At 61.0% G+C, this 23,419-nt stretch carries 21 protein-coding genes; 13 read left to right on the forward strand and 8 right to left on the reverse strand.

Annotated elements, in window-relative coordinates; all coding sequences use genetic code 11:
• The first annotated feature begins 404 nt into the window (after positions 1-404).
• Both FHW75_RS21750 and FHW75_RS21755 read left to right on the forward strand, forming a co-directional pair.
• The gene (locus FHW75_RS21750; RefSeq protein ID WP_016714505.1) at positions 405-1,781 is read left to right on the forward strand and encodes an L-serine ammonia-lyase; all 1,377 of its coding nucleotides are present in this window, start codon (positions 405-407) and stop codon (positions 1,779-1,781) included.
• 493 nt (positions 1,782-2,274) lie between these two features.
• Positions 2,275-3,381: a GlxA family transcriptional regulator gene (locus FHW75_RS21755; protein WP_019096860.1), complete on the forward strand. Its 1,107-nt coding sequence runs from the start codon at positions 2,275-2,277 to the stop codon at positions 3,379-3,381.
• Positions 3,382-3,501: 120 nt separating this feature from the next.
• Here the strand turns inward: FHW75_RS21755 and FHW75_RS21760 are convergent, their stop codons facing one another.
• Positions 3,502-3,759, reverse strand: a complete 258-nt coding sequence (locus FHW75_RS21760) for a hypothetical protein (protein ID WP_012270100.1) — start codon at positions 3,757-3,759, stop codon at positions 3,502-3,504.
• Between the two features lie 356 nt (positions 3,760-4,115).
• Here FHW75_RS21760 and FHW75_RS21765 point away from each other — a divergent pair, with 356 nt between their 5' ends.
• Positions 4,116-5,102 carry a hypothetical protein gene (locus tag FHW75_RS21765; protein ID WP_183674548.1) on the forward strand — a complete coding sequence of 329 codons (987 nt, stop codon included), beginning with the start codon at positions 4,116-4,118 and terminating at the stop codon, positions 5,100-5,102.
• Between the two features lie 17 nt (positions 5,103-5,119).
• Complete coding sequence (locus tag FHW75_RS21770) at positions 5,120-5,683, forward strand: hypothetical protein (protein ID WP_183674550.1); 564 nt, start codon at positions 5,120-5,122, stop codon at positions 5,681-5,683.
• 71 nt (positions 5,684-5,754) lie between these two features.
• Here FHW75_RS21770 and FHW75_RS21775 read toward each other — a convergent pair whose 3' ends face one another.
• From FHW75_RS21775 to choX, 4 genes are all read right to left on the reverse strand, one after another.
• Positions 5,755-6,225: a thioesterase family protein gene (locus FHW75_RS21775; protein WP_019096858.1), complete on the reverse strand. Its 471-nt coding sequence runs from the start codon at positions 6,223-6,225 to the stop codon at positions 5,755-5,757.
• Positions 6,226-6,235: 10 nt separating this feature from the next.
• Positions 6,236-7,201, reverse strand: coding sequence for an L-carnitine dehydrogenase (locus FHW75_RS21780; protein ID WP_019096857.1), 966 nt, complete (start codon positions 7,199-7,201; stop codon positions 6,236-6,238).
• Positions 7,202-7,219: 18 nt separating this feature from the next.
• On the reverse strand, positions 7,220-8,104 hold the full coding sequence (locus FHW75_RS21785) for a 3-keto-5-aminohexanoate cleavage protein (RefSeq protein ID WP_019096856.1): 885 nt from the start codon (positions 8,102-8,104) through the stop codon (positions 7,220-7,222).
• A 121-nt stretch (positions 8,105-8,225) separates the two neighbouring features.
• Complete coding sequence (gene choX / locus FHW75_RS21790) at positions 8,226-9,170, reverse strand: choline ABC transporter substrate-binding protein (RefSeq protein ID WP_019096855.1); 945 nt, start codon at positions 9,168-9,170, stop codon at positions 8,226-8,228.
• A gap of 147 nt (positions 9,171-9,317) precedes the next feature.
• On the opposite strand from choX, the gene FHW75_RS21795 reads away from it, so the two are divergent.
• Positions 9,318-10,262, forward strand: coding sequence for a GlxA family transcriptional regulator (locus FHW75_RS21795; RefSeq protein ID WP_019096854.1), 945 nt, complete (start codon positions 9,318-9,320; stop codon positions 10,260-10,262).
• 55 nt (positions 10,263-10,317) lie between these two features.
• Here the strand turns inward: FHW75_RS21795 and FHW75_RS21800 are convergent, their stop codons facing one another.
• Complete coding sequence (locus tag FHW75_RS21800; RefSeq protein WP_019096853.1) at positions 10,318-10,719, reverse strand: lysozyme inhibitor LprI family protein; 402 nt, start codon at positions 10,717-10,719, stop codon at positions 10,318-10,320.
• A gap of 285 nt (positions 10,720-11,004) precedes the next feature.
• Between FHW75_RS21800 and FHW75_RS21805 the strand changes: the two genes are divergently transcribed.
• From FHW75_RS21805 to FHW75_RS21830, 6 genes are all read left to right on the forward strand, one after another.
• Positions 11,005-11,982, forward strand: coding sequence for a dipeptidase (locus FHW75_RS21805; protein ID WP_003257506.1), 978 nt, complete (start codon positions 11,005-11,007; stop codon positions 11,980-11,982).
• A 75-nt stretch (positions 11,983-12,057) separates the two neighbouring features.
• Positions 12,058-12,588, forward strand: a complete 531-nt coding sequence (locus FHW75_RS21810; RefSeq protein WP_003255698.1) for a DUF5943 domain-containing protein — start codon at positions 12,058-12,060, stop codon at positions 12,586-12,588.
• 15 nt (positions 12,589-12,603) lie between these two features.
• The gene (gene dgcA / locus FHW75_RS21815; RefSeq protein WP_019096852.1) at positions 12,604-14,664 is read left to right on the forward strand and encodes a dimethylglycine demethylation protein DgcA; all 2,061 of its coding nucleotides are present in this window, start codon (positions 12,604-12,606) and stop codon (positions 14,662-14,664) included.
• Positions 14,665-14,844: 180 nt separating this feature from the next.
• Positions 14,845-16,797: a dimethylglycine demethylation protein DgcB gene (gene dgcB, locus FHW75_RS21820; RefSeq protein ID WP_183674553.1), complete on the forward strand. Its 1,953-nt coding sequence runs from the start codon at positions 14,845-14,847 to the stop codon at positions 16,795-16,797.
• A complete protein-coding gene (locus FHW75_RS21825; RefSeq protein WP_019096850.1) occupies positions 16,797-18,029 on the forward strand; it encodes an electron transfer flavoprotein subunit alpha/FixB family protein in 1,233 nt (410 codons plus the stop codon). The genes dgcB and FHW75_RS21825 overlap by 1 nt, the downstream gene beginning before the upstream one ends.
• A 10-nt stretch (positions 18,030-18,039) precedes the next feature.
• Positions 18,040-18,810 (forward strand): electron transfer flavoprotein subunit beta, encoded by a 771-nt coding sequence (locus FHW75_RS21830; RefSeq protein ID WP_019096849.1) that lies wholly within the window; start codon positions 18,040-18,042, stop codon positions 18,808-18,810.
• 111 nt (positions 18,811-18,921) lie between these two features.
• Here the strand turns inward: FHW75_RS21830 and FHW75_RS21835 are convergent, their stop codons facing one another.
• A complete protein-coding gene (locus FHW75_RS21835; RefSeq protein ID WP_019096467.1) occupies positions 18,922-19,131 on the reverse strand; it encodes a cold shock domain-containing protein in 210 nt (69 codons plus the stop codon).
• 611 nt (positions 19,132-19,742) lie between these two features.
• On the opposite strand from FHW75_RS21835, the gene FHW75_RS21840 reads away from it, so the two are divergent.
• Complete coding sequence (locus FHW75_RS21840) at positions 19,743-20,615, forward strand: RHS repeat-associated core domain-containing protein (protein ID WP_159265810.1); 873 nt, start codon at positions 19,743-19,745, stop codon at positions 20,613-20,615.
• Between the two features lie 20 nt (positions 20,616-20,635).
• Here FHW75_RS21840 and gbcA read toward each other — a convergent pair whose 3' ends face one another.
• The gene (gene gbcA / locus FHW75_RS21845) at positions 20,636-21,928 is read right to left on the reverse strand and encodes a glycine-betaine demethylase subunit GbcA (RefSeq protein ID WP_019096468.1); all 1,293 of its coding nucleotides are present in this window, start codon (positions 21,926-21,928) and stop codon (positions 20,636-20,638) included.
• Between the two features lie 295 nt (positions 21,929-22,223).
• Here gbcA and gbcB point away from each other — a divergent pair, with 295 nt between their 5' ends.
• Entirely contained in the window at positions 22,224-23,324 is a 1,101-nt protein-coding gene (gbcB, locus tag FHW75_RS21850; protein ID WP_019096469.1) for a glycine-betaine demethylase subunit GbcB, read from the forward strand.
• Positions 23,325-23,419 lie beyond the last annotated feature (95 nt).

Consider the following 23,419-nt stretch of genomic DNA (forward strand, 5'->3'; position numbering starts at 1 on the left):
TTCTCAGGGTCCGGTCGACCAGGCCTGCAGAGGGCAGGATGCGTGGCCGTGCTTTACGAGTCGCTTTCGATAATCCTCCAGCGCCGGGCAATCGCCTACTGGTGGGGTCGTAACCAGTACGGAACGGGTCGTATCCAGTATGGGCGATGTCGCTTATGGATTTTTCCACCCCCTCAGCCGCATTTTTACGTCACCAGGCCGCCGGAAAACGGCGAGGTGAGCGCTGCTCTCCCTGTAAAAAACGCGCGGCGCTGCTGGACAAAAGTACGTCGGTTGCAGACGGCGAGGGTGGCGGTAAAAGCCCGATGATGCTGGCATTCAAGGCGGCCCGCTGTTTGAGCCTAGCAGCTGCCCCGCCCTGCGCATGGCGCGCAGAGACAAGCCCATCAAGAGGTGATTCGACAATGGCCATCAGCGTGTTCGACCTGTTCAAGATCGGTGTCGGGCCTTCCAGCTCCCACACCGTCGGCCCCATGCGTGCTGGCGCCCTGTTCGTCCAGGGCCTGCGCGAGCGCGGCGAGCTGGAGCGTGTCAAGCGGATCGAAGTGCGCCTGTACGGCTCGCTGTCGGCCACCGGTATCGGGCATGGCACCGACAACGCCACCATCATGGGCCTGATGGGCGAATGGCCTGACGCCATCGACCCCACCCAGATCGTGCCGCGTATCGCCGACCTGCGTGAAACCAACACCCTGCAGCTTGATAGCCGCCTGCCCATCGAGTTTGTCTGGGCTCGCGACATGCTGCTGCTGGACGAGAACCTGCCGTACCACCCCAACGCCATGACCTTGATTGCCGAAGGCGAGCAGGGCGAGCTGCACCGCGATACCTATTACTCGGTGGGTGGCGGCTTCGTGGTCGATGCCGCTCAGGCCGCCAGTGGCGTGCTGGACGCCGACCAGACGGTGCTGCCGTACGATTTCAACAGCGCCGCCGAGCTGCTGCGCCTGTGCAAGCAAAACGACCTCAGCGTGTCGCAATTGATGATGGCCAACGAGAAGGTCTGGCGCAGTGAGGAAGAGATCCGTGCCGGCCTGCACAAGCTCTGGGAAGCCATGCAGGAATGTGTCAACAACGGCCTCAAATACGAAGGCACGCTGCCCGGCGGGCTGAACGTGCGCCGCCGCGCCGCCAAGCTGCACCGCAGCCTGCAGGAAGTCGGCAAGCCCAATGTGATCGGCTCGACCATGAGCGCCATGGAGTGGGTCAACCTGTTCGCTCTGGCGGTCAATGAAGAAAACGCCGCCGGCGGGCGCATGGTCACCGCACCTACCAATGGCGCGGCCGGCATTATCCCGGCAGTGTTGCATTACTACATGCGCTTCAGCGACGCGGTAAACGAGTCCAACGTGGTGGAGTACTTCCTCGCGGCGGCCGCTGTGGGCATCTTGTGCAAGAAGAACGCGTCGATTTCCGGTGCCGAAGTCGGTTGCCAGGGCGAGGTTGGCTCCGCTTGCGCCATGGCCGCTGCTGGCTTGGCCGAAGTGCTTGGCGCCACCCCGCCACAGGTGGAAAACGCCGCTGAAATCGCCCTGGAGCACAACCTTGGCCTGACCTGCGACCCGGTCGGCGGGTTGGTACAGGTGCCGTGCATCGAGCGCAACGCGATTGCGGCGGTAAAAGCCATCAACGCGGTGCAGATGGCCCTGCGCGGTGACGGCGAACACTTCATCTCCCTCGACCAGGTGATCCGCACCATGCGTGATACCGGGGCCGACATGCACGACAAGTACAAAGAGACCTCGCGCGGTGGCCTGGCGGTCAGCGCCATCGAATGCTGATTGCTTGATCCGCCCTCAGGGGGCTCTTCGCGGGCACGCCAGCTCCTACAGGAATTGCACAGTTCCTGAGGGAGCTGGCGTGCCCGCGAAGAGGCCCTTGAGGCTGATACAGGTGCAACTTGATCACCTATGCTCCCTAATGGTGCAAGCGGCGCATACCGATCGTCGGGTGTCGTTATCAGTGCCTGGATTGTCGGTGACACTCAAGAGTGTCGTTTCTGGGCAACTTACACTGCGCGTGTCACCAAACTGCTCAGCCGTTACACGCACGGCGCCTAGCACGCCCATTTGCGAACACCCAGCCAACTCGACCAAAGCACCTGATTTGCCGAACAAAGGCGTCGTTTTCAGGTTTTTTTGGACAGCCGTTCAATTTCAGGCACGGCGTTTGCGTTGAGATTGGCAACCAAGCCCCAGCACATGAACCGGGGCCATAACAAGAAATCAGTGCCCGCCTGAGGCACACCCTGCATTTGTGTGAGGAGAAATCGCGATGACGTCGTACACCTCCGGGAACCCAACCCAGAACCGCACAACACCCCAGTCCATCGGGTTTCTTCTATTGGACAATTTCACCCTGATTTCCCTGGCATCAGCCGTTGAGCCGCTGCGTATGGCCAACCAGCTGTCCGGCCGCGAGCTTTACCGCTGGCATACCCTGACCGTCGACGGCGGCCAGGTGTGGGCCAGCGATGGCTTGCAGATCACTCCGGATGCTGCAATCAACAATGCACCGCCCATCGACACCGTGATTGTCTGCGGGGGGGTTGGTATTCAGCGTTCGGTCACCCGTGAGCACGTTACCTGGCTGCAAGCTCAGGCTCGCCAGTCGCGCCGTCTTGGTGCGGTGTGCACCGGCAGCTGGGCCCTGGCCTGTGCCGGTCTGCTCGACGGCTTCGATTGCAGCGTGCACTGGGAGTGCCTGGCGGCAATGCAGGAAGCCTTCCCACGGGTGAACATGAGCACCCGCCTGTTCACCCTCGACCGCAACCGCTTCACCAGCTCTGGCGGTACCGCGCCGCTGGACATGATGTTGCACCTGATCAGCCGCGACCATGGCCGTGAACTGTCGGCGGCGATTTCCGAGATGTTCGTCTACGAGCGCATCCGCAACGAACAGGATCATCAGCGCGTGCCGCTCAAGCACATGCTCGGCACCAATCAGCCGAAGCTGCAGGAAATCGTCGCGCTCATGGAGGCCAACCTCGAAGAGCCGATCGACCTGGACGAACTGGCGGTATACGTATCGGTTTCGCGTCGGCAGCTTGAGCGTTTGTTCCAGAAGTACCTGCATTGCTCGCCATCGCGCTACTACCTGAAACTGCGCCTGATTCGTGCACGGCAGTTGCTCAAGCAAACGCCGATGTCGATCATCGAGGTGGCGTCGGTATGCGGGTTTGTGTCCACGCCACACTTCTCCAAGTGCTACCGCGAGTACTTCGGCATTCCGCCGCGTGACGAGCGTGTGGGCTCCAACACTGCGCAGCAGGTGGCGATGATGCCGATCCCGCAGGCCATGACCCTGTCGCCGCACAGTGGGCCTATGGCCGCTCTGAGCCAGGCGCGCAACGAGTCGACGTTTGCCAGTGTAAGGCTCTGAAACAGCGCGGGCCCCTTCGCGGGCAAGCCCGCTCCCACAGGTATCGCACCGCTTTTGAATCCGGTGCAGTACCTGTGGGAGCGGGCTTGACCGCGAAGAGGCCAGTACAGGAAAAATCAGTTAAGCGCGTTTGTTGAATTGCGCCAGCGCGGGTAACAGCTGTTTGTCGATCGCCTGGCGTACCGCCGGCAGGATGGTCGCGCTACCTGTATACATCTGCTCCACCATCCCCTTCAGCGCCCGCGCATTAGGCTCGGTCAGCCCTCGCACCACGGCTTCGCAAGCCTGTTCGGCACTGGCCCCGGCCGGAATCTCGAACCCGCGCGCGCGCAGGTGGCCGGCGAGGTCGTCCTGATCAATCAAATCCGCATGCATCATGGCTGTTGTCCCTTTTATCGCTAAGAGAGTGCTGCTGTGATTTACGACTGATTCTGTGTCTACAGCGACACGCCCGCAACACCAGATTGCCGCCATGACTGCTTTGGCTAAGAACAGGTCGTTTACGGCTAAATCCCCTAACTAGCAAGTCCGCACACTGCAGCCATTCACGGTACCAGAGGGTTTGGTCACCCTCACTCATGCACAGTGGATGTTGCTCGCTCTTGGCCCCGCTGGCTCACGGCTTTGCGGGGTTTTTTTATGCTCTACACCGAATAACTAGCATTTTTGATAGCTGACGTGATACGCGCGCTCTGTTCTTCTACGCCCTGTGGATTTCCATAGGAGCGATCAGTGTGAAAAAAATTAACTGGATGAATGTATTCGCGATTGTGGGCTTGACGCTGTTGTCAGCCTGCTCTTCCTCGACAGGGCCTGTCAGCACAACGGTCAGCACTGCCGCCCAACTCTTTAGCCTCCAACCAACCCAAGACCGCGCGACGCTTCAGCAGACGGCGCAGGGTTATCTCGCGACGCTGCTGGCTGATCCGGCCAACGCAGAAGTCACGTTTATTAAAATGGATCCCGCAGTGGTCAGTAAGCAGATGCAGGTCTTGGCGGTGACATTGCCCGATGGAAAAACGGCGCAGTTTCATCTTCGCGAATACAACACCATCACTCCGGGAATCGAAGGCTGGGTGGGTTACAAACCATCGGCCTGGAAACAGACCCATGCATCGTCCGCTTCGGAAATCGACAGTGACCCATTTTTCTATCTTTCGCTCGCGCGTAGCGGAGAAAATATTGTGGGCAGTGTGGTGGTCGAAGGGCAGACCTACCGGGTGCAGACCCTCAGCCCTGGGCAGTATGTTTTAATTAAAATCGACGAGTCTAAATTGCCCCCCGATGGGGCGCCTGTTCAGTCCGCTAAAGTAGTTGCGTCTGATCTTCCGACAGCGACGACGTCGCACGCAGCGAGTAGTGTTATTCGTTTGCTCTTCGTGACAACGAACCAGGTAAGGGCCCAGCGACCTCTTAATAGACTCGAACTGGCAATTGCATTGAATGACGCGAATAGTCTCATGGCCAGCAGTGGTGTCGCCATTAGGTTTGAATTGGCAGGTATTTATGATGCCGATTATAATCAGCCGAGTGATTACTGGCAGCAAGCTGTGGACCTGATGAGTAATCAGCAGGTCATGCAGCAGCGGGATGCCCTACGGGCGGATATGGTCTCAATCTACTCTACTAATCCGGGGCTTTGCGGGCAGGCTAGACTCACCGCGAAAAAGTCAGATGCTTTTTCAATTATCAGTTGCCCCAACGCTTTGGGCATGAGTTAGGACACAATTTAGGGGCTATGCACCATCATAGCGAACCAGCAAATGTCCCTGATTACGCGTACGGTTACAAAGATGAAGTGGGTAAATTTCATACCCAAATGACAACTCCCTTTGGTGCTGTGCACTACTTCTCCAATCCTCGACTTAGCTACCAGGGGCGCCCTCTAGGGGACGTCGATTTCAGTGATGTCGCTCGTCGCTTCAACGAACGCAGAGAAACAGTAGCGGCGTTCTATCCTGACCCACAACCAAAACTGATTTTGACACTTCGCGGTCAGAATCGCAGTTGTACCATTGACTTGTCTCTTGGAGCCAATGTGCAATTGTCTTGGTATCTACAATGTAAAGATCCCCAGCCTTTCAACCCGGAATCCGCAGTCGTCTCAGGTTTATACGGCGCAAACACTCAGCGCAAGCTGTGTTTCGCGAATACGCTGTACACGACTAACAGTTGTTATTCCGGATTTCACAACGGAAGTGAATTTACTATCAAGAATATCCATCAGGGCACCGGTCGCCCTAATACTCTGGAGTTCAGCCGTCGTCTAATGGGGGCGGTGACGAGGATCACTTACGATTGAATAGAGGCATGATCTTGTCGACGAGCCAAGTGGTACGGCCTGATAGTGATTCACCACTTGGCCCGGGCTGATCAGCCGGGTAGCCCAATGACCCGTCCTGTATGCTCGGGTTTCTTCCAATCCTGACTCTGTGCAAGCAGTGCTTGCAGTGCTTGCACAGTAGGTTCCCCGAGCGGAGCAGACTTCGGCCCCGTCAGGTCCACATGCAGGAGCATCTGCTCGCTCGCCGCCAACGCGTCATCGAACCCCGCCCTATGCAGGCTGTGATACAGGTGCACGCGCTTGCCATCAAAGCCGATGATCTGCGTCTGCACCCACACCTCAGTGCCGAGCTTCACCTCGTGCAGGTAGTTGATGTGCGCTTCGAGGGTGAACAGTGAATGCCCGCTCTGCCCACGGCTGTCGGCATCCAGGCCGATGCGCTCCATTAGCGCATCCGTGGCATAACTGAAAATCAGCAGGTAATAGGCATCGCGCAGATGCCCGTTGTAGTCCACCCAGTCCTCCTGGACTGGGGTGCGGTAGGTGATCAGTGCGGGCATTGCAGTCTCCTCAATCGCCAAAGGCCATGCCGTGGTTGGCTTTGCTGGTCTTCACCGCTTCCAGTACGGCCAGCAGGGTGTCATCACGATAGCGCTCCAGCGCGGCGATGCTGCGTTCGCCCAGTTGCGCCGAGGTGCCGTTCACCACATCGTCGATCAGTTTGTCGGTCAGCTCCGGTGCCGGCAGGTAGGTCCAGGGCAGTTTCAGGGCTGGGCCGAATTGCGACATGAAGTGGCGCATGCCGGCGTCGCCACCGGCCAGGGTGTAGGTGAGGAAGGTGCCCATGAACGACCAGCGCAGGCCGGCGCCAAAGCGGATGGCATCGTCGATCTCGCCGGTGGTCGCCACACCGTCGTTGACCAGGTGCAGGGCCTCGCGCCACAGCGCTTCGAGCAGGCGGTCGGCGATGAAGCCGGGGACTTCCTTGCGCACATGTAGCGGGCGCATGCCGAGTGCTGTGTAGATGGTTTTTGCGGCTTCGACCGCTTCAGGCGAAGTCCGGTTGCCACCGACGATCTCGACCAGCGGCAACAGGTACACCGGGTTGAACGGGTGGCCTACCACGCAGCGTTCGGGGTGGGTGGCAGACTCGTAGAACTCGCTGGGCAGCAGGCCTGAAGTACTGGAGCCAATGATGGCCTCAGGTTTTGCAGCAGCGCTGATCTTCGCGTGCAGGTCGAGCTTGAGGTCCAGCCGCTCTGGCGCGCTTTCCTGGATGAAATCGGCGTCGCGTACGCATTCTTCGATAGTGGCGACGAACTTCAGGCGGTCTTGCGACGCCCCTGCCGCCAGGCCCTGCTTCTCAAGCGCTGGCCAGGCATTTGCAATACGCTTGCGCAGTGCCTGCTCGGCGCCAGGCGCCGGGTCCCAGGCGACCACGTCCAGGCCGTGGGCGAGGGCGCGGGCGACCCAGCCGCTGCCGATCACGCCGCTACCCAGGGCGGCGAATGTCTTGATCTCGGTAATGAAGGTCATGTTGGTCTCCTGAAAGGATCAGCGGCGCTTGAGGTTCATTTTTTCCCGGCCCTCGGCCGGGGTCAGTACGCGGGCGCCGAGGCGCGAGATGATCTCCACCGCGCGCTCGACCAGTTGGCCATTGCTGGCCAGCACACCACGGTCCAGGTACAGGTTGTCTTCCAGGCCCACGCGTACGTTGCCGCCGAGCAGCACGGCTTGCGCCGCCATTGGCATCTGCATGCGGCCGATGCCGAAACCGGCCCAGGTAACGTTGGCGGGCAGGTTGTCGACCATGGCTTTCATGGTGGTAGTGTCGGCCGGCGCGCCCCACGGGATGCCGAGGCACAGCTGGAACAGGGGGTCTTCAAGCAGGCCTTCTTTCATCATCTGCTTGGCGAACCACAGGTGGCCGGTGTCGAAGATTTCCAGTTCGGCTTTCACGCCCAGTTCGGTGATGCGTTTTGCGCCAGCGCGCAGTTGCGCCGGGGTGGAAACGTAGATCGAGTTGCCGTCGCCGAAGTTGAGCGTGCCGCAGTCGAGGGTGCAGATTTCCGGCAGCAGGGCTTCGACGTGGGCCAGGCGTTCCAGTGGGCCGATCAGGTCGGTGCCTTGGCCGAACTCCAGCGGCGTTTCACCGGGGCCGATTTCCAGGTCGCCACCCATGCCGGCGGTAAGGTTGACGATGATGTCTACGTCGGCTTCGCGGATGCGTTCCATGACTTCGCGGTACAGCGCCACGTCGCGGCTGAAACGGCCGGTTTGCGGGTCGCGGACGTGGCAGTGGACGACGGTGGCACCGGCTTTGGCAGCCTCTACGGCGGCTTCGGCGATCTGTTTGGGGGTGACCGGGACCAGGTGGCTTTTCGAGGCGGTGTCGCCGGCGCCGGTGAGGGCGCAGGTGATGATGACGTCGTGGTTCATGGTGTGTTCCTTGTGTGGGCTTCAGGGCCTGATCGCGAGCAAGCTCGCTCCTACAGGGGGCCTGTTGGCCCCTGGCGTGTGCGAAACCTGTAGGAGCGAGCGTGCTCGCGATAGGGCCGGATCAGTTGGCGGTAAGCTTGAGGTTGTCTGCAGCCGGCTTGCCATCGAAGGTGGTCACACCTTCCAGCCAGCGAGCCTTGTCCTCGGGGTGGTCTTTCAGCCACTGGCGGGCCGACTCCAGCGCGTCCTTGTGGTCGAGCAGCGGCTGCATCATGCGGCTCTCGTCCTCGGCGCTGAAGTTCAGGTTGGCCAGCAAGCGGTGGGCGTTGGGGCAGCGTTCGGCGTAGTCCGGCGCGGTCACCGTCCATACCGTCGCGCGGCCTTCGTCCGGGCCGAGCGCACCCTGGCTATCACCCAGGTAGGCCATGTCGATGTTCACGTTCATCGGGTGCGGCGCCCAGCCGAAGAACACCACCGCCTCCTTGCGCCGCACGGCGCGGTCGACAGCGGCGAGCATGCCGGCCTCGCTGGACTCGACCAGCTGGAACTTGCCCAGGTCGAACTGGTTCTTGGTGATCATTGCCTTGATCTGGGTGTTGGCGCCGGAGCCCGGTTCGATGCCATAGATCTTGCCGCCCAGCTCTTTCTCGAACTTATGGATGTCGGCGAAGGTCTTCAAACCCTTGTCGTAGAGGTATTTCGGCACGGCCAGGGTGGCGCGGGCGTCTTCCAGGCTTGGCTTGTCCAGTACCTTGACCTGGTTGGCGTCGATGAACGGGGTGATGGTCTGGGTCATGATTGGGTTCCAGTAACCCAGGAACATGTCCAGGCGTTTGTCGCGGATGCCGGCGAAGATGATCTGCTGCGAGGCGCTGGTCTGTTTGGTCTGGTAACCCAGGCCGTCGAGCAGCACCTGGGCCATGGCGCTGGTGGCAATGACGTCGGTCCAGTTGACCACGCCCAGGCGGACGTTCTTGCAGGCCGCAGGTTCGGCGGCGTAAAGGGGGGAGGTGGCGATGCTGCTCAGGGCAAGGGTCAACAGGCTGCGGCGGATCAAGCTGTGCATGGTGGCTCTCCATCGGCAGTGCATATTGTTATGGGGTTTCGACCTCTCTGGGCCGTGTGAACACGCTACGCTGCTGAAGGGGTGAAAAATCGCACCCTGGCGACCAACATTTGCACGGAGGCGACCACCTTTGCCGTGGAGCATGCAATGCTGCAAAACTTTCATTTCCTGCTGTTACCCGGCTTTTCGGCCATGGGATTCATCAGTGCTCTGGAACCCCTGCGGGTGGCCAACCGCTTCAAGGGGCCGTTGTATCGCTGGCAGGTGTTGAGCCTGGATGGCGGCGCGGTTCAGGCGAGCAATGGCATGTCGGTGAATGCCGATGCAGCGTTGGCAGCGGGCGAGCCTGCCGGCATCATGCTGATCGTGGCAGGCTTCGACCCCCTGACTTGCTATGGGCCGACACTACAGCAGGCGCTACGCCGCCTGGACCATGACGGGGTAACCCTGGGCGGTATTGATACCGGCGCCGTGGTGCTGGCTGAAGCCGGGCTGCTCGACGGTCACCGCGCCACCGTGCACTGGGAGGCGTTGGAGGCTTTCAAGGAAAACTATCCAAGCTTGCAGGCGACCCAGGAGTTGTTCGAGATCGACCGTCGGCGCATTACGTGTGCTGGCGGTACGGCCTCGATCGACCTGATGCTCGATCTGATTGCCCAGGCCCACGGCAGTGAGCTGGCAGTGCAGGTGTCGGAGCAGTTCGTGCTCGGGCGTATCCGTCAGCGACAGGACCACCAGCGCATGCAGATCGCCAGCCGCTATGGCATCAGCAACAAGAAGCTGGTGAAAGTGATTGGTGAAATGGAGCGCAACACCGAACAGCCGCTCAATACCCAGGTGCTGGCTGAGGCGGTGCAGGTGACCCGGCGGCAGCTGGAGCGGTTGTTTCGCGTGCACCTGGACGACACGCCAAGCGGGTTCTATCTGCGACTGCGGCTGGACAAGGCGCGGCAGTTGTTGCGCCAGACCGACATGAGTGTGCTGGAGGTGGGGGTGGCGTGCGGGTTCGAGTCTGCTTCGTACTTTACGCGCTGCTATCGGGCGCGGTACCAGCGTTGCCCGCGGGAGGACAGGTTGGCCAGGGCGGTGTGAATTTTGCCTGCACCGGCCTCTTCTCGGGTAAACCCGCGAAGAGGCCGGTGCAGGCTTACTGCTGACCAATGCTCTGCAAATACTCCGACCGGTCATCACTGCGCTGCGCCACGCAGGTGTCCCAAGCCGCCTGAAACGCCTTGCTCCCGGGCTTCTCGGCATAGGTCTCAACCTTGCAATCCGCATCGCGCAGCTGTGTCCACAGCTTCTCGGCCGCATCCATACGCCCGACCAGCGCGGTAGCCTGGTCGCCCTCATCGGCATATTGGTCGCGAATACGCTGGATCAAGTCATCGTAAGCGGACTTCAGCTCACGCTCGGCAGTCTGCTTGTTGAACGCAGCGCACGCGTAGGTCTGCTGGTCGGTCTCGACGTTGTCGCACGGGGTGCTTTCTTCCTCGCCGGCCTGGGCGCCCGATACGACAGCCAGCAGTACCAGCCATGCCAATGATTTCATCCGTTTTCTCCTCAACAGGCTGACGAATCGCAGGGATTCTCGCTCAGCCGAAGGCAAGGCGGTAGCTCTCTGACGAAATGTTCATAAAACGGCCAGAAACGTCGTTATCGAGACTGTCTCTCATCGCCACGCCGCATGCCAGAGGGCGTGTTGTCGCGCATTGACGCTTTCGGCAAACCCCCTGTCGTTTTTGCATCGGGGCGTCATTGGGCACAGGCATATGCTGGCCCCAAAGCGCCGGCAGAAGGTTTGGCGCAGCCCAACTCAATAAAAGGGGACAGCCTGATGAGCCCAGCCGAACTTCACGCCGACAGCATCGTCATCGACGGCCTGATCATTGCCAAGTGGAACCGCGAGCTGTTCGAAGACATGCGCAAAGGCGGGCTGACTGCGGCCAACTGCACGGTGTCGGTCTGGGAAGGCTTCAAGGCAACCGTCGACAACATCGCTGCCAGCCAGAAGCTGATCCGCGACAACAGCGACCTGGTGATGCCGGTGCGCACCACCGCCGACATCCGCAAGGCCAAGGAACTGGGCAAGACCGGCATCCTCTTCGGCTTCCAGAACGCCCATGCCTTCGAAGACCAGATCGCCTACGTGGATGTGTTCAAGCAGCTGGGCGTGGGCATCGTGCAGATGTGCTACAACACCCAGAACCTGGTGGGCACCGGTTGCTACGAGCGTGACGGCGGCCTGTCGGGCTTCGGCCGCGAGATCGTGGCGGAAATGAACCGCGTCGGCATCATGTGCGACCTGTCCCACGTGGGTTCCAAAACCTCTGAAGAAGTCATCCTCGAATCGAAAAAGCCCGTGTGCTACTCCCACTGCCTGCCCTCGGGCCTGAAGGAGCACCCGCGCAACAAGTCGGACGAAGAGCTGAAGTTCATCGCCGACCACGGCGGCTTCGTTGGCGTGACCATGTTCGCGCCGTTCCTGGCCAAGGGCATCGACTCCACCATCGACGACTATGCCGAAGCCATCGAGTACACCATGAACATCGTGGGTGAAGACGCCATCGGTATCGGTACCGACTTCACCCAAGGCCACGGCCAGGACTTCTTCGAGTACCTGACCCACGACAAGGGCTACGCCCGTCGCCTGACCAACTTCGGCAAGATCATCAACCCGCTCGGCATCCGCACTGTCGGCGAGTTCCCCAACCTCACCGAAACCCTGCTCAAACGCGGCCACTCCGAGCGCGTGGTACGCAAGATCATGGGCGAGAACTGGGTCAACGTCCTCAAGGACGTCTGGGGCGAGTAAGCCGCTCTCCAAGCCTGATAGCCCCTGCCAGCAACGCCGGGGCACCCACAAAAAATTTTATGGAGTTGAGTTTCCATGGCCAAGATCGCCCCGCAATTGCCAATCGAAGTCGACAGCGAGACCGGTGTCTGGACCAGCGACGCCTTGCCGATGCTGTACGTGCCGCGCCATTTCTTCGTCAACAACCACATGGGTATCGAAGAAGTGCTGGGCGCCGATGCCTATGCCGAAATCCTCTACAAGGCCGGCTACAAGTCCGCCTGGCACTGGTGTGAAAAAGAAGCTGAATGCCATGGCCTGGAAGGCGTGGCGGTGTTCGAGCACTACATGAAGCGCCTGAGCCAGCGTGGCTGGGGCCTGTTCGAAATCCAGGACATCGACCTGGATAAAGGCACCTGCAGTGTCAAGCTCAAGCACTCTGCGTTCGTGTACGTCTATGGCAAGTGCGGTCGCAAGGTCGACTACATGTTCACCGGCTGGTTCGCCGGCGCCATGGACCAGATTCTCGCTGCCCGCGGCAGCAAGATCCGCACCGTGGCCGAACAGGTCTACGGCGGGTCGGAAGAAGGCCACGAAGATGGCCTGTTCGTTACAAAGCCGTTGTAAGCCGGAGATAGCGTCATGGCATTCGAAGCAATGTTCCAGCCGATCCAGATCGGCAAACTGACCATCCGCAACCGCGTGCTCAGCACCGCGCACGCCGAGGTCTACGCCACTGACGGCGGCATGACGACCGACCGCTACGTGAAGTACTACGAAGAAAAGGCCAAGGGCGGCATCGGCCTGGCGATCTGCGGTGGTTCGTCCGTCGTGGCCATCGACAGCCCGCAGGAATGGTGGGCGTCGGTCAACCTGTCGACCGACCGCATCATCCCGCACTTCCAGAACCTGGCCGACGCCATGCACAAGCATGGCGCCAAGATCATGATCCAGATTACCCACATGGGCCGTCGCTCGCGTTGGGACGGCTTCAACTGGCCGACCCTGATGTCGCCGTCGGGTATCCGTGAACCCGTGCACCGCGCCACCTGCAAAACCATCGAGGTGGAAGAGATCTGGCGGGTGATCGGCAACTACGCGCAAGCGGCACGTCGCGCCAAAGAGGGCGGCCTGGACGGCGTGGAACTGTCGGCGGTGCACCAGCACATGATCGACCAGTTCTGGAGCCCACGGGTCAACAAGCGTACCGACGAATGGGGCGGCACCTTCGAAGGCCGCATGAAGTTCGGCCTGGAAGTGCTCAAAGCCGTGCGTGCCGAGGTCGGTGACGACTTCTGCGTGGGCATGCGTATCTGCGGTGACGAGTTCCACCCCGATGGCCTCAGCCACGAAGACATGAAGCAGATCGCCGCGTACTACGACGCCACCGGCATGCTCGACTTCATCGGCGTGGTCGGCTCGGGTTGCGACACCCACAACACCTTGGCCAACGTTATCCCCAACATGAGCTACCCGCCGGAGCCGTTCCTGCACCTGGCGGCCGGCATCAAGGAAGTGGTCAAGGTCCCGGTGCTGCACGCGCAGAATATCAAGGACCCGAACCAGGCAACGCGCATCCTTGAAGGCGGTTATGTGGACATGGTCGGCATGACCCGTGCGCACATGGCCGACCCGCACCTGATCGCCAAGATCAAGATGGGCCAGATTGACCAGATCAAGCAGTGCGTCGGTGCCAACTACTGCATCGACCGCCAGTACCAGGGACTGGATGTACTGTGCATCCAGAACGCCGCGACCTCCCGTGAATACATGGGCGTGCCGCACATCATCGAGAAAACCACCGGCGTGAAGCGCAAGGTGGTGGTGGTTGGCGCTGGCCCTGCCGGTATGGAAGCTGCCCGCGTAGCGGCCGAACGTGGCCACGACGTGACCCTGTTCGAGAAGAAAGACCAGATTGGCGGGCAGATCACCATCGCCGCCAAGGCACCGCAGCGTGATCAGATTGCCGGTATCACCCGCTGGTACCAGTTGGAGCTGGCGCGTTTGAAAGTCGACCTGCGCCTGGGCACCGCCGCTGACGTTGCCACCATCCAGGATCTGCGCCCGGACGTGATCGTGCTGGCAGTGGGCGGCCATTCGTTCCTGGAGCAGAACGAGCACTGGGGCGCCGCAGAAGGGCTGGTGGTCAGCAGCTGGGACGTGCTCGACGGCAAGGTTGCGCCGGGCAAGAACGTGCTGGTGTACGACACCATCTGCGAGTTCACCGGCATGTCGGTGGCCGACTTCATTGCGGACAAGGGCAGCCAGGTGGAAATCGTCACCGACGACATCAAGCCGGGCGTTGCCATGGGCGGTACTACGTTCCCGACCTACTACCGCAGCATGTACCCCAAAGAAGTGATCATGACCGGCGACATGATGCTGGAAAAGGTCTACCGCGAAGGCGACAAGCTGGTGGCGGTGCTGGAGAACGAATACACCGGCGCCAAGGAAGAGCGCGTGGTCGACCAGGTGGTGGTGGAGAACGGCGTGCGCCCTGACGAGCAGCTGTATTACGCCCTGAAGGAAGGTTCGCGCAACAAAGGCCAGATCGACGTGGAGGCGCTGTTCGCCATCAAGCCACAGCCGATTCTCAGCCAGCCGGGCGAAGGCTACCTGCTGTATCGCATCGGCGACTGCGTGGCCCAGCGCAACGTGCATGCGGCGATCTACGACGCCTTGCGCCTGTGCAAGGACTTCTGATCGCTCCGCCTCTCTAGAGGCGGGATTGGCCCCCCTGTAGGAGCGAGCGTAGCTCGCGATGGCGTCAGCCTTGGCACCGGGTTGTCTGATCGGGCGCTATCGCGAGCTTCGCTCGCTCCTACAGGGGTCCGCGTTGGCCTTCAGGGCGGCGCAAGAATCCAGCTGTTGTGGGAGCCTCCCATGTTGAACACCCTTCTACCCATCCTGCTGTTCGCTGCCCTTGGCCTGGCGGTGCTCGGCGCCCTGCGCCGGGTGCGCATGTGGCGGCGAGGCCGGCCGTCCAAGGTCAACCTGATCGGCGGCCTGCTGGCCATGCCGCGCCGCTACCTGGTGGACTTGCACCACGTGGTCGAGCGCGACAAGTACATGTCCAAGACCCACGTGGCCACTGCGGGCGGCTTCGTGTTGTCGGCCGTGCTGGCGATCCTGGTGCATGGCTTTGGCCTGCAAAGCAAAATCCTCGGCTACGCGTTGCTGGTGGCCACCGTGATCATGTTCAGCGGCGCCATCTTTGTCTTCAAGCGCCGCCTCAACCCGCCTTCGCGCCTGTCCAAAGGGCCGTGGATGCGCCTGCCGAAGAGCCTGATGGCGTTCGCCGTAAGCTTCTTCATCGCCACCTTGCCGGTCGCTGGCATCCTGCCCGCCAACACCGGTGGCTGGGTGATGGTCTGCATCCTAGGCCTGGGCGTGCTGTGGGGCGTGTCGGAGCTGTTCTTCGGCATGACCTGGGGCGGCCCGATGAAACACGCCTTCGCCGGTGCCCTGCACCTGGCCTGGCACCGCCGCGCCGAACGCTTCGGCGGCGGCCGCTCCACTGGCCTCAAACCGCTGGACCTGGAAGACCCGAATGCGCCGCTGGGCGTGGAAAAACCGGCGGACTTCACCTGGAACCAGCTGCTGGGCTTCGATGCCTGCGTGCAGTGCGGTAAATGTGAAGCCATGTGCCCGGCCTTTGCCGCTGGCCAGCCGCTGAACCCGAAAAAGCTCATCCAGGACATGGTCATCGGTCTGGCCGGTGGCACCGACGCCCAGTTCGCCGGCAGCCCGTACCCAGGCAAGCCGATTGGCGAACACGGCGGCCACCCGCACCAGCCGATCGTCAATGGCCTGGTCGATGCCGAAACGCTGTGGTCGTGCACCACTTGCCGTGCCTGCGTCGAGGAATGCCCGATGATGATCGAGCACGTCGATGCCATCGTCGACATGCGCCGCCACCTCACCCTGGAAAAGGGCGCTACCCCGAACAAGGGCGCCGAGGTGCTGGACAACCTGATCGCCACCGACAACCCTGGCGGCTTCGCCCCTGGCGGGCGCATGAACTGGGCTGCTGACCTCAACCTGAAGCTGTTGTCCGAGGTGAAAACCACCGAAGTGCTGTTCTGGGTCGGCGATGGTGCCTTCGACATGCGCAACCAACGCACCCTGCGTTCGTTTGTCAAAGTGCTCAAGGCTTCGGGCGTGGACTTTGCCGTGCTCGGCCTGGAAGAACGCGACAGCGGCGACGTCGCCCGCCGTCTGGGCGATGAGGCGACCTTCCAGCAACTGGCCAAACGCAACATCCAGACCCTGGCCAAGTACAAGTTCCAGCGCATCGTCACCTGCGACCCGCACAGCTTCCATGTGCTGAAGAACGAATACGGCGCCTTGGGCGGCGAATACCAGGTGCAGCACCACAGCACCTACATCGCCGAACTGATCGCGGCCAACAAGCTCAACCTTGGCCAGCACAAGGGCGGCAGTGTCACTTACCACGACCCGTGCTACCTGGGCCGTTACAACGGCGAGTACGAAGCCCCGCGTGAAGTGCTCAAGGCGTTGGGTATCGAAGTGCGCGAGATGCAACGTTCTGGCTTCCGTTCCCGTTGCTGCGGCGGTGGTGGCGGTGCGCCGATCACCGACATCCCGGGCAAGCAGCGTATCCCCGACATGCGCATGGACGACATTCGCGAAACCGAGGCCGAGCTGGTGGCCGTGGGTTGCCCGCAATGTACCGCCATGCTCGAAGGTGTTGTCGAACCGCGCCCACAGATCAAGGACCTGGCCGAGCTGGTGGCCGACGTGCTGATCGAAGAGGAATCGCCCGCCGCCCCAAAGCCGCAAGCGGCTAAACGTGAACCTGCGGAGGTGCACTGATGAGCGACATTATCCGCCGCGACCCACGCGCCGAGTGGATCGCCCGTAACCGCCTGCACCCCCTGCATGCGGCCATGCAGACGCAACAGACCAGCTGGATGGGGCCCAACGGCCTCATCCGCAAGAACCCCCATGCGATTGCCGCAGGCTTCATCGGCCCGGCCGGCATCAAGCGCATCGACCGCAGCGGTGCTCAGCAGGGCACCGGTGTGGGCGGGCGGCGCACGGCGGCGACCGAGGTCAAGTTGCCGCTGCATCAAGTGCCAGCGCCGGCGTTCTACATTGCCGTGGTGCCGGACATGGTCGGTGGCCGCCTGAGCAGCCACGACCGCGACCTGCTTGGCCTGGCCCACAGCCTGGCTGGCAGCGATGGTGCGGTGTTGGCGGTGGTGTTCAACGAACACAAGGAAAGCAACTTTTCCACAGCCGGCGTCGACCGCCTGCTGGTCATCGAAGGTGAAGCATTCGAGGGTTATGCACCGGAGCAACTGGTGCAGGGCCTGCGGGCTGTGGATAACCAGTTCACCCCACGCCACTGGCTGCTGCCCGACAGCCGCACCGGTGGTGGCGAACTGGGCCGGCGCCTGGGTGCCGCGTTGGGCGAGCGTCCGGCGACGCGGGTGTGGCAGGTCAAGGATGGCCAGTGCATCGGCCGTGCCGGTGCCGGCCAGCAAGACCTGCAGCGCGCCGTACCGCGCCTGATCCTGGCGGCGGCAGAGTGTGCCGAACCGGTCAGCGAAACCCGCCACGAAGCGTTGCCGGTGGAGTTGTCCACAAGCGTGGCGCGCAGCCTGTCGCGTATCGAAGACCTCGGCTCGGTGGCCGTGGACCCGGCCACCATTGCCATGGCTGAGGCCGAGTTCATCGTCTCGGGCGGCAACGGGGTCAAGGACTGGGATTTGTACCACAAGGCTACCGCAGCCTTGGGCGCCACCGAAGGCGCCTCGCGGGTGGCGGTGGACGATGGCTTCATGCCGCGCAACCGCCAGGTGGGTGCTACCGGTACCTGGGTGACCGCACGGGTCTACGTGGCTGTGGGTATCTCGGGCGCGATCCAGCACCTGCAGGGCATTGGCGCCTGCGACAAGGTGGTGGCGATCAACATGGACCCGGGCTGCGACATGATCAAACGGGCCGACCTGTCGGTGATTGGCGACAGCTCGGCGATTCTCAAGGCACTGATCGAGGCTGTGGACAACTTCCGCAGCGGCGGCCAGCGCGACGCGGCATAAGGGCACGAGCATGAGTACGAAAGTGATCAGCCTGGTTTCCATCGGTGCCCACCCAAGCTCCGGACGCGCCCGCCGCGCCGAGCAGGATGCCCGCGCCGTGGAACTGGGTTTGCAGCTGGCTGGGGATAACTTGCAGGTGGTGCATGCCGGCGACCCACAGGAAGAAGCGCTGCGCGCCTACCTGGGCATGGGCCTGGACCATCTGGATGTTCTGGAGCAGCCGGCCGGTGCCGATGTGCTGGGCGTGCTGGGCGATTACCTGCGCGATGCCGGGGCGCAGCTGGTGCTGACCGGTAGCCAGGCCGAAACGGGTGAAGGGTCGGGCATGTTGCCCTTCCTGCTGGCCGAAAAACTTGGCTGGCCGTTGATCGTGGGGTTGGCTGAGGTGGAGTCGATCGAGAACGGCACCGCCCAGGTACTGCAAGCTCTACCGCGTGGTCAGCGGCGTCGGTTGAAAGTGCGTTTGCCGTTGCTGGCGACTGTGGATAACGCTGCGCCCAAGCCGCGCCAGAGCGCCTTCGGGCCGGCGCGCCGGGGTGTATTGGCGGCGCGTAACGTGGCCATCGTCGAGGACGACCTGCTGGCCGAAGCCGAGCTGCAACCGGCCCGGCCACGGCCCAAGCGCTTGAAGGTCATCAAGGCCAAAAGCGGTGCTGACCGGATGAAGGCGGCAACGGCCAAGGCCAGTGGTGGCGGTGGCAAGGTGTTGAAGGATGTTTCGCCACAGGAGGGCGCTGAGGCCATTCTCAAGCTGTTGGTAGAAGAAGGCGTGTTGCGCTGAAGCCTGAGCTGGCCCCATCGCCGGCAAGCCGGCTCTCACAGGATTACTACTGCCTTCGGGCCCTGTGCAATACCTGTGGGAACTGGCTTGCCGGCGATTGGGCCTGACAGGCTAATGATGTGCCTTGGCCACATTGAACGCCCAACAGCCTAGCGCCTCGCTCACTGGCTCGAATAACACCCGTTCCCCCTTCGACAACACCACATTCACTGCGGCGCAGCGCAAAACCAGGTAATCCCTACGCCGCCCTTCGGCGCTGATAACTCCGATCCCCCGCTTTTCATCGAACCACTTCACAGTGCCTTCCTGGCGGCTGTGCATAAGTCACTCCTGAGTAATGCCAAAGTAGTGGCCATTACCCAATCACATCGCTGGATTTGGCGAAACTGGCAGAAATATCAGGTACACGTTTGTTTTGCCCACGGAATCTGTTCGCCAAGGTGTGGATAAAGTGTTGGCGCATGGCTGTGGGCCTTACACAGCGGGGCTTACAGAGTTTTGATCAGAAAGTGATCAGCGCTGGCTCGGCTCATCAGCTACAGATTGACGTAGCGCTGTCTGGTTTTGCCCACAATCGCTGTTAGCGGGTCTGTGGATAATCTGTTCGGCACTACCTGAAAGCCGCGCAGGTTATGGCTTGTGAGGAATTGATTAAAAAACGATCAAATTGGTCAGGATGCTTTCTGATCCATGATTATCAAGGCCTTGAATCGCTTATCCACAGAGTAAACGCGGCATGGCTGCGCTTTGCTCACAAACTCTGTTGGTGTCTCTGTGGGTAAGGTGTACGGAATCCGCTGCAGACCACGCTCCATAAGGCCTGTCTGGGTTTGATCAAATAATGATCAATACACGCCTAGTATTTTTACCAGTACTCACACTCCAAAGCTATCGCTAAGGTATCCACAAGATTCGGCACCTGTGGGTAAACCATGTCGACGTTATTGCTAAGCACCGATCTGCAACAATCAGTCATGAGGGGGCAACCCACCGAGCCGCGCGCTTATTCACCCTATGGAAACGTCAAAACGCCTCCAATACCAGGGCTTGCTTTTTGCGGCCAATATCGTGATTCATTGGCTGGTAATTACCCGTTGGGAAATGGCCATCGCTCCTACCGACCAGCGCTGATGCGATTCACGAGCCCTGATAGTCTCAGCCCATTTTATCGTGGGGGCATTAATGCGTATGCGTACTGTCACAATGATCCTGTCAACTTCACAGATCCCAGCGGGCGATTCATACAATACGCCGCGCCTGTAAGAAGCATTCTGAGCGGGGTATTGAATTTGGGCATCACAGCCTATAAGTACCTCAAGGACATGCGCATCACCAGAAGGTATTTTTCTTATGATCCAGAGTTTGCAGCAAGTCGCAATGGTGACCTCGCGACGGGAACGATAGAGAGCGAGCTACCACGGTTGGATTGGAGGCAAAAGATGCTGATGGGGGTAGGGGGCAGCACCGCGTTAGCCAGTATTGGTACGGGGGTGGCACGCCTTGCGGGGGCAAATAACGATGCGTTGGTGATGGCAGATTTTTCGTTTGGAGTAGCGGCAACCATCTCTTCAGCTGTAGAAGTAGGACAACTTGCCGTAGAGCAGCTCGGCTCGCGTTATCCAATTAAATCCGCTCAAGGCAACATTCAATTTCCAGCTTCAGGCAGAAGCTCGCTGCGTGAGCCGGAATGGCCTTTTAGTACAGGGGTGACCCCTCCGCCCTCGACAGCCCCTAGGCACCGAAGTTTGTCGCAGATGGATGTTATCAATGAGCGTCAAACGGCCGTCAGAGAGACGGCCGTGTAGCCGGTATGCAGGTCTTGCGTTTACTGCGCCTGTACTTCCTTCAGATACGCCGCCGGCTCCGCCCCCAGGTTGTTCAGCATTCGCCCGCTGTACCAGTCAATAAAGTTCACCACGCCAAACTCGTAAGTCTTCGAGTAAGGCCCAGGCTGGTACGCCGTGGAGTTGATGCCACGCTGGTTTTCTTCCGCCAGGCGGCGGTCCTGGTCGTTGGTGGCGTCCCACACCTTGCGCATGCGCTCTGGGTCGTAGTCCACACCTTCCACAGCGTCCTTGTGCACCAGCCACTTGGTAGTGACCATGGTCTCTTGAGCGCTGATCGGCCACACGGTGAACACGATCATGTGGTCGCCCATGCAGTGGTTCCACGAGTGCGGCAGGTGCAGGATGCGCATCGAGCCCAGGTCTGGGTTCTTGATGCGGCCCATCAGCTTCTGGCAGGCCTGCTTGCCGTCCATGGTCATCGATACGGTGCCCTTGAGCAGCGGCATGCGCACGATGCGGTTACGCAGGCCGTGGCTCTTGTGCAGGTACGGAATTTTCTCGGCTTCCCAGGCGGCGGCCGAGGCGGCCACGTGGTCCTTGAATTCCTGGCTGGCGCGCGGGTCGTTGGTGTCGTCCCACTCCAGCAGGGTTTGCAGCAGCTCCGGGTGCGAACCGCTGCAGTGGTAGCACTCGCGGTTGTTTTCCAGCACCAGCTTCCAGTTGGCTTTTTCCATCAAGGTGGTTTGCACCGCCACCTTGGTGTTCTCCATGTCGTACGGTTCCATGTAGTGTTCCAGGGTGGCCAGGAACTCGTCGATGGCGGGCGGGTTTTCCGACAGGCTGATGAAGATGTAGCCGCCGGCCACCTTCACGTTCACCGGCTTCAGGCCGTACTGCTTCATGTCGAAGTCGGCGCCCATTTCGGTGCCGGCGAACAGCAGGCGGCCGTCCAGTTCGTAGGTCCACTGGTGGTAGTGGCACACCAGCTTGGCCACCTTGCCTTTGTCGCTGACGCACAGGCGCGAGCCGCGGTGGCGGCAGACGTTGTGGAAGGCGTGCACCTTACCTTCGGCGCCACGCACCACCAGGATCGGGTTGTTGCCGATCTGCAGGGTGATGTAGTTGCCTTTCGCCGGAATTTCGCAAGTCATGCCGGCGATCAGCCATTCTTTCTGGAAGATCTCCTGCATGTCGATCTGGAACAGACGCTCGTCGGTGTAGAAAGGCTGGGGCAGCGAGTAGGTGCGCTCGCGGGTCTGCAGCATCTCGGCGGTAGCCTTGCGTGCAGGTTCCAGTGGATCGCCCAGGCTCAGGGTTGCGGTGACGTCCATCGTGTATTCCTCGGGGCCGTGTGCGGCCGGCAAAAGGTGGCTAATCGTTGTTGTGGTGCCGCAAGGCTGCTTATCAAGAAACAGCGTGTTTATTTGCCGTGGAGTGTGCGTCCGAAGCCGCAGCGAACCGTATCCATGGGCGACATGGCCGATTTGAATTACGACGCCCCAACCCTTGTGGCGCGGGGCTGGTCGCGATAAGCACGCCGATGTCGCTGGCAGGAATGTACGTAGCCGCAAGCTTGCGCATTATCCAAGCCATAAAAAGCCCAATAGTCGGCTGCTGGAGATGAACATGTCCGATACCTTCCTCAATCCGGTCACCACCCAGACCTGGGCCAACGGCCGCCACATCGTGCGCTGCGTCAAGGTCATCCAGGAGACCTGGGACGTGCGCACTTTCTGCTTCATGGCCGATCAGCCGATCATGTTCTTCTTCAAACCCGGGCAGTTCGTCACCCTGGAGCTGGAGATCGAAGGCAAGCCGGTGATGCGCTCCTACACCATTTCCAGTTCGCCATCGGTGCCGTACAGCTTCTCGATCACCGTCAAGCGTGTACCGGGCGGCCTGGTGTCCAACTTCCTGCACGACACCATGCACGAAGGTGCCGAGCTGCCGGTGCACGGGCCGGTGGGGTTGTTCAACGCCATCGACTTCCCGGCAGCCAAGGTGTTGTACCTGTCGGGTGGCGTGGGCATTACCCCGGTCATGTCGATGGCGCGCTGGTTCTACGACACCAACGCCAACGTCGACATGGTGTTCGTACACAGCGCCCGCTCGCCGAAGGACATCATCTACCACCGCGAGCTGGAACAGATGGCTTCACGCATCCCCAACTTCAGCCTGCACATCATTTGCGAGAAGCATGGCCTGGGCGAGCCATGGGCCGGGTATCGCGGCTATCTCAACCAGCGCCTGATGGAGCTGATTGCCCCGGACTACATGGACCGCGTGGTGTTCTGCTGCGGCCCGACGCCCTACATGACGGCGGTCAAGCGCATGCTCGAAGCGGTCGGCTTCGACATGAAGAACTACCACGAGGAGTCGTTCGGCGCGACCCCGGCCGAGGCCAAGGCCGATGCAGTGGAGCACGCCGAGCAGGCGGCCGATGCACCGGAGCTGGATGTTTCCGACCTCAACCTGGTGGAGTTCATCGGTAGCGAGAAGAGCATCCGCATTGCTCCGGGCGAAACCGTGCATGCGGCGGCGGCCAAGGTTGGCTTGATGATCCCGAAAGCCTGCGGCATGGGCATTTGCGGCACCTGCAAGGTGCTCAAGCTGGGCGGTGAGGTGGAGATGGAGCACAACGGCGGCATTACCGAAGAGGACGAAGCCGAGGGCTATATCCTGTCGTGCTGCAGTGTGCCGAAGGGGGATGTGCGGATCGATTACTGATTAAGAGATGCTGGGGCTGCGAAGCGGCCCTCGGTGCTATTGGAGAGCTAGCAGATATGTCAGTTCCAGAGTATCTGAATGTGGAGTAACTTCAC

Source organism: Pseudomonas sp. OG7 (genome assembly GCF_014192825.1).
Taxonomy (GTDB): Bacteria; Pseudomonadota; Gammaproteobacteria; order Pseudomonadales; family Pseudomonadaceae; genus Aquipseudomonas; species Aquipseudomonas monteilii.

Excerpts from the sequence above, each read along its gene's own strand:
- FHW75_RS21750 (WP_016714505.1), top strand. The coding sequence starts at position 405 with ATGGCCATCAGCGTGTTCGACCTGTTCAAGATCGGTGTCGGGCCTTCC.
- FHW75_RS21755 (WP_019096860.1), top strand. The coding sequence starts at position 2,275 with ATGACGTCGTACACCTCCGGGAACCCAACCCAGAACCGCACAACACCC.
- FHW75_RS21760 (WP_012270100.1), bottom strand. The coding sequence starts at position 3,759 with ATGATGCATGCGGATTTGATTGATCAGGACGACCTCGCCGGCCACCTG.
- FHW75_RS21770 (WP_183674550.1), top strand. The coding sequence starts at position 5,120 with ATGCACCATCATAGCGAACCAGCAAATGTCCCTGATTACGCGTACGGT.
- FHW75_RS21775 (WP_019096858.1), bottom strand. The coding sequence starts at position 6,225 with ATGCCCGCACTGATCACCTACCGCACCCCAGTCCAGGAGGACTGGGTG.
- FHW75_RS21780 (WP_019096857.1), bottom strand. The coding sequence starts at position 7,201 with ATGACCTTCATTACCGAGATCAAGACATTCGCCGCCCTGGGTAGCGGC.
- FHW75_RS21785 (WP_019096856.1), bottom strand. The coding sequence starts at position 8,104 with ATGAACCACGACGTCATCATCACCTGCGCCCTCACCGGCGCCGGCGAC.
- choX (WP_019096855.1), bottom strand. The coding sequence starts at position 9,170 with ATGCACAGCTTGATCCGCCGCAGCCTGTTGACCCTTGCCCTGAGCAGC.
- FHW75_RS21795 (WP_019096854.1), top strand. The coding sequence starts at position 9,318 with ATGCTGCAAAACTTTCATTTCCTGCTGTTACCCGGCTTTTCGGCCATG.
- FHW75_RS21800 (WP_019096853.1), bottom strand. The coding sequence starts at position 10,719 with ATGAAATCATTGGCATGGCTGGTACTGCTGGCTGTCGTATCGGGCGCC.
- FHW75_RS21805 (WP_003257506.1), top strand. The coding sequence starts at position 11,005 with ATGAGCCCAGCCGAACTTCACGCCGACAGCATCGTCATCGACGGCCTG.
- FHW75_RS21810 (WP_003255698.1), top strand. The coding sequence starts at position 12,058 with ATGGCCAAGATCGCCCCGCAATTGCCAATCGAAGTCGACAGCGAGACC.
- dgcA (WP_019096852.1), top strand. The coding sequence starts at position 12,604 with ATGGCATTCGAAGCAATGTTCCAGCCGATCCAGATCGGCAAACTGACC.
- dgcB (WP_183674553.1), top strand. The coding sequence starts at position 14,845 with ATGTTGAACACCCTTCTACCCATCCTGCTGTTCGCTGCCCTTGGCCTG.
- FHW75_RS21825 (WP_019096850.1), top strand. The coding sequence starts at position 16,797 with ATGAGCGACATTATCCGCCGCGACCCACGCGCCGAGTGGATCGCCCGT.
- FHW75_RS21830 (WP_019096849.1), top strand. The coding sequence starts at position 18,040 with ATGAGTACGAAAGTGATCAGCCTGGTTTCCATCGGTGCCCACCCAAGC.
- FHW75_RS21835 (WP_019096467.1), bottom strand. The coding sequence starts at position 19,131 with ATGCACAGCCGCCAGGAAGGCACTGTGAAGTGGTTCGATGAAAAGCGG.
- FHW75_RS21840 (WP_159265810.1), top strand. The coding sequence starts at position 19,743 with ATGTCGACGTTATTGCTAAGCACCGATCTGCAACAATCAGTCATGAGG.
- gbcA (WP_019096468.1), bottom strand. The coding sequence starts at position 21,928 with ATGGACGTCACCGCAACCCTGAGCCTGGGCGATCCACTGGAACCTGCA.
- gbcB (WP_019096469.1), top strand. The coding sequence starts at position 22,224 with ATGTCCGATACCTTCCTCAATCCGGTCACCACCCAGACCTGGGCCAAC.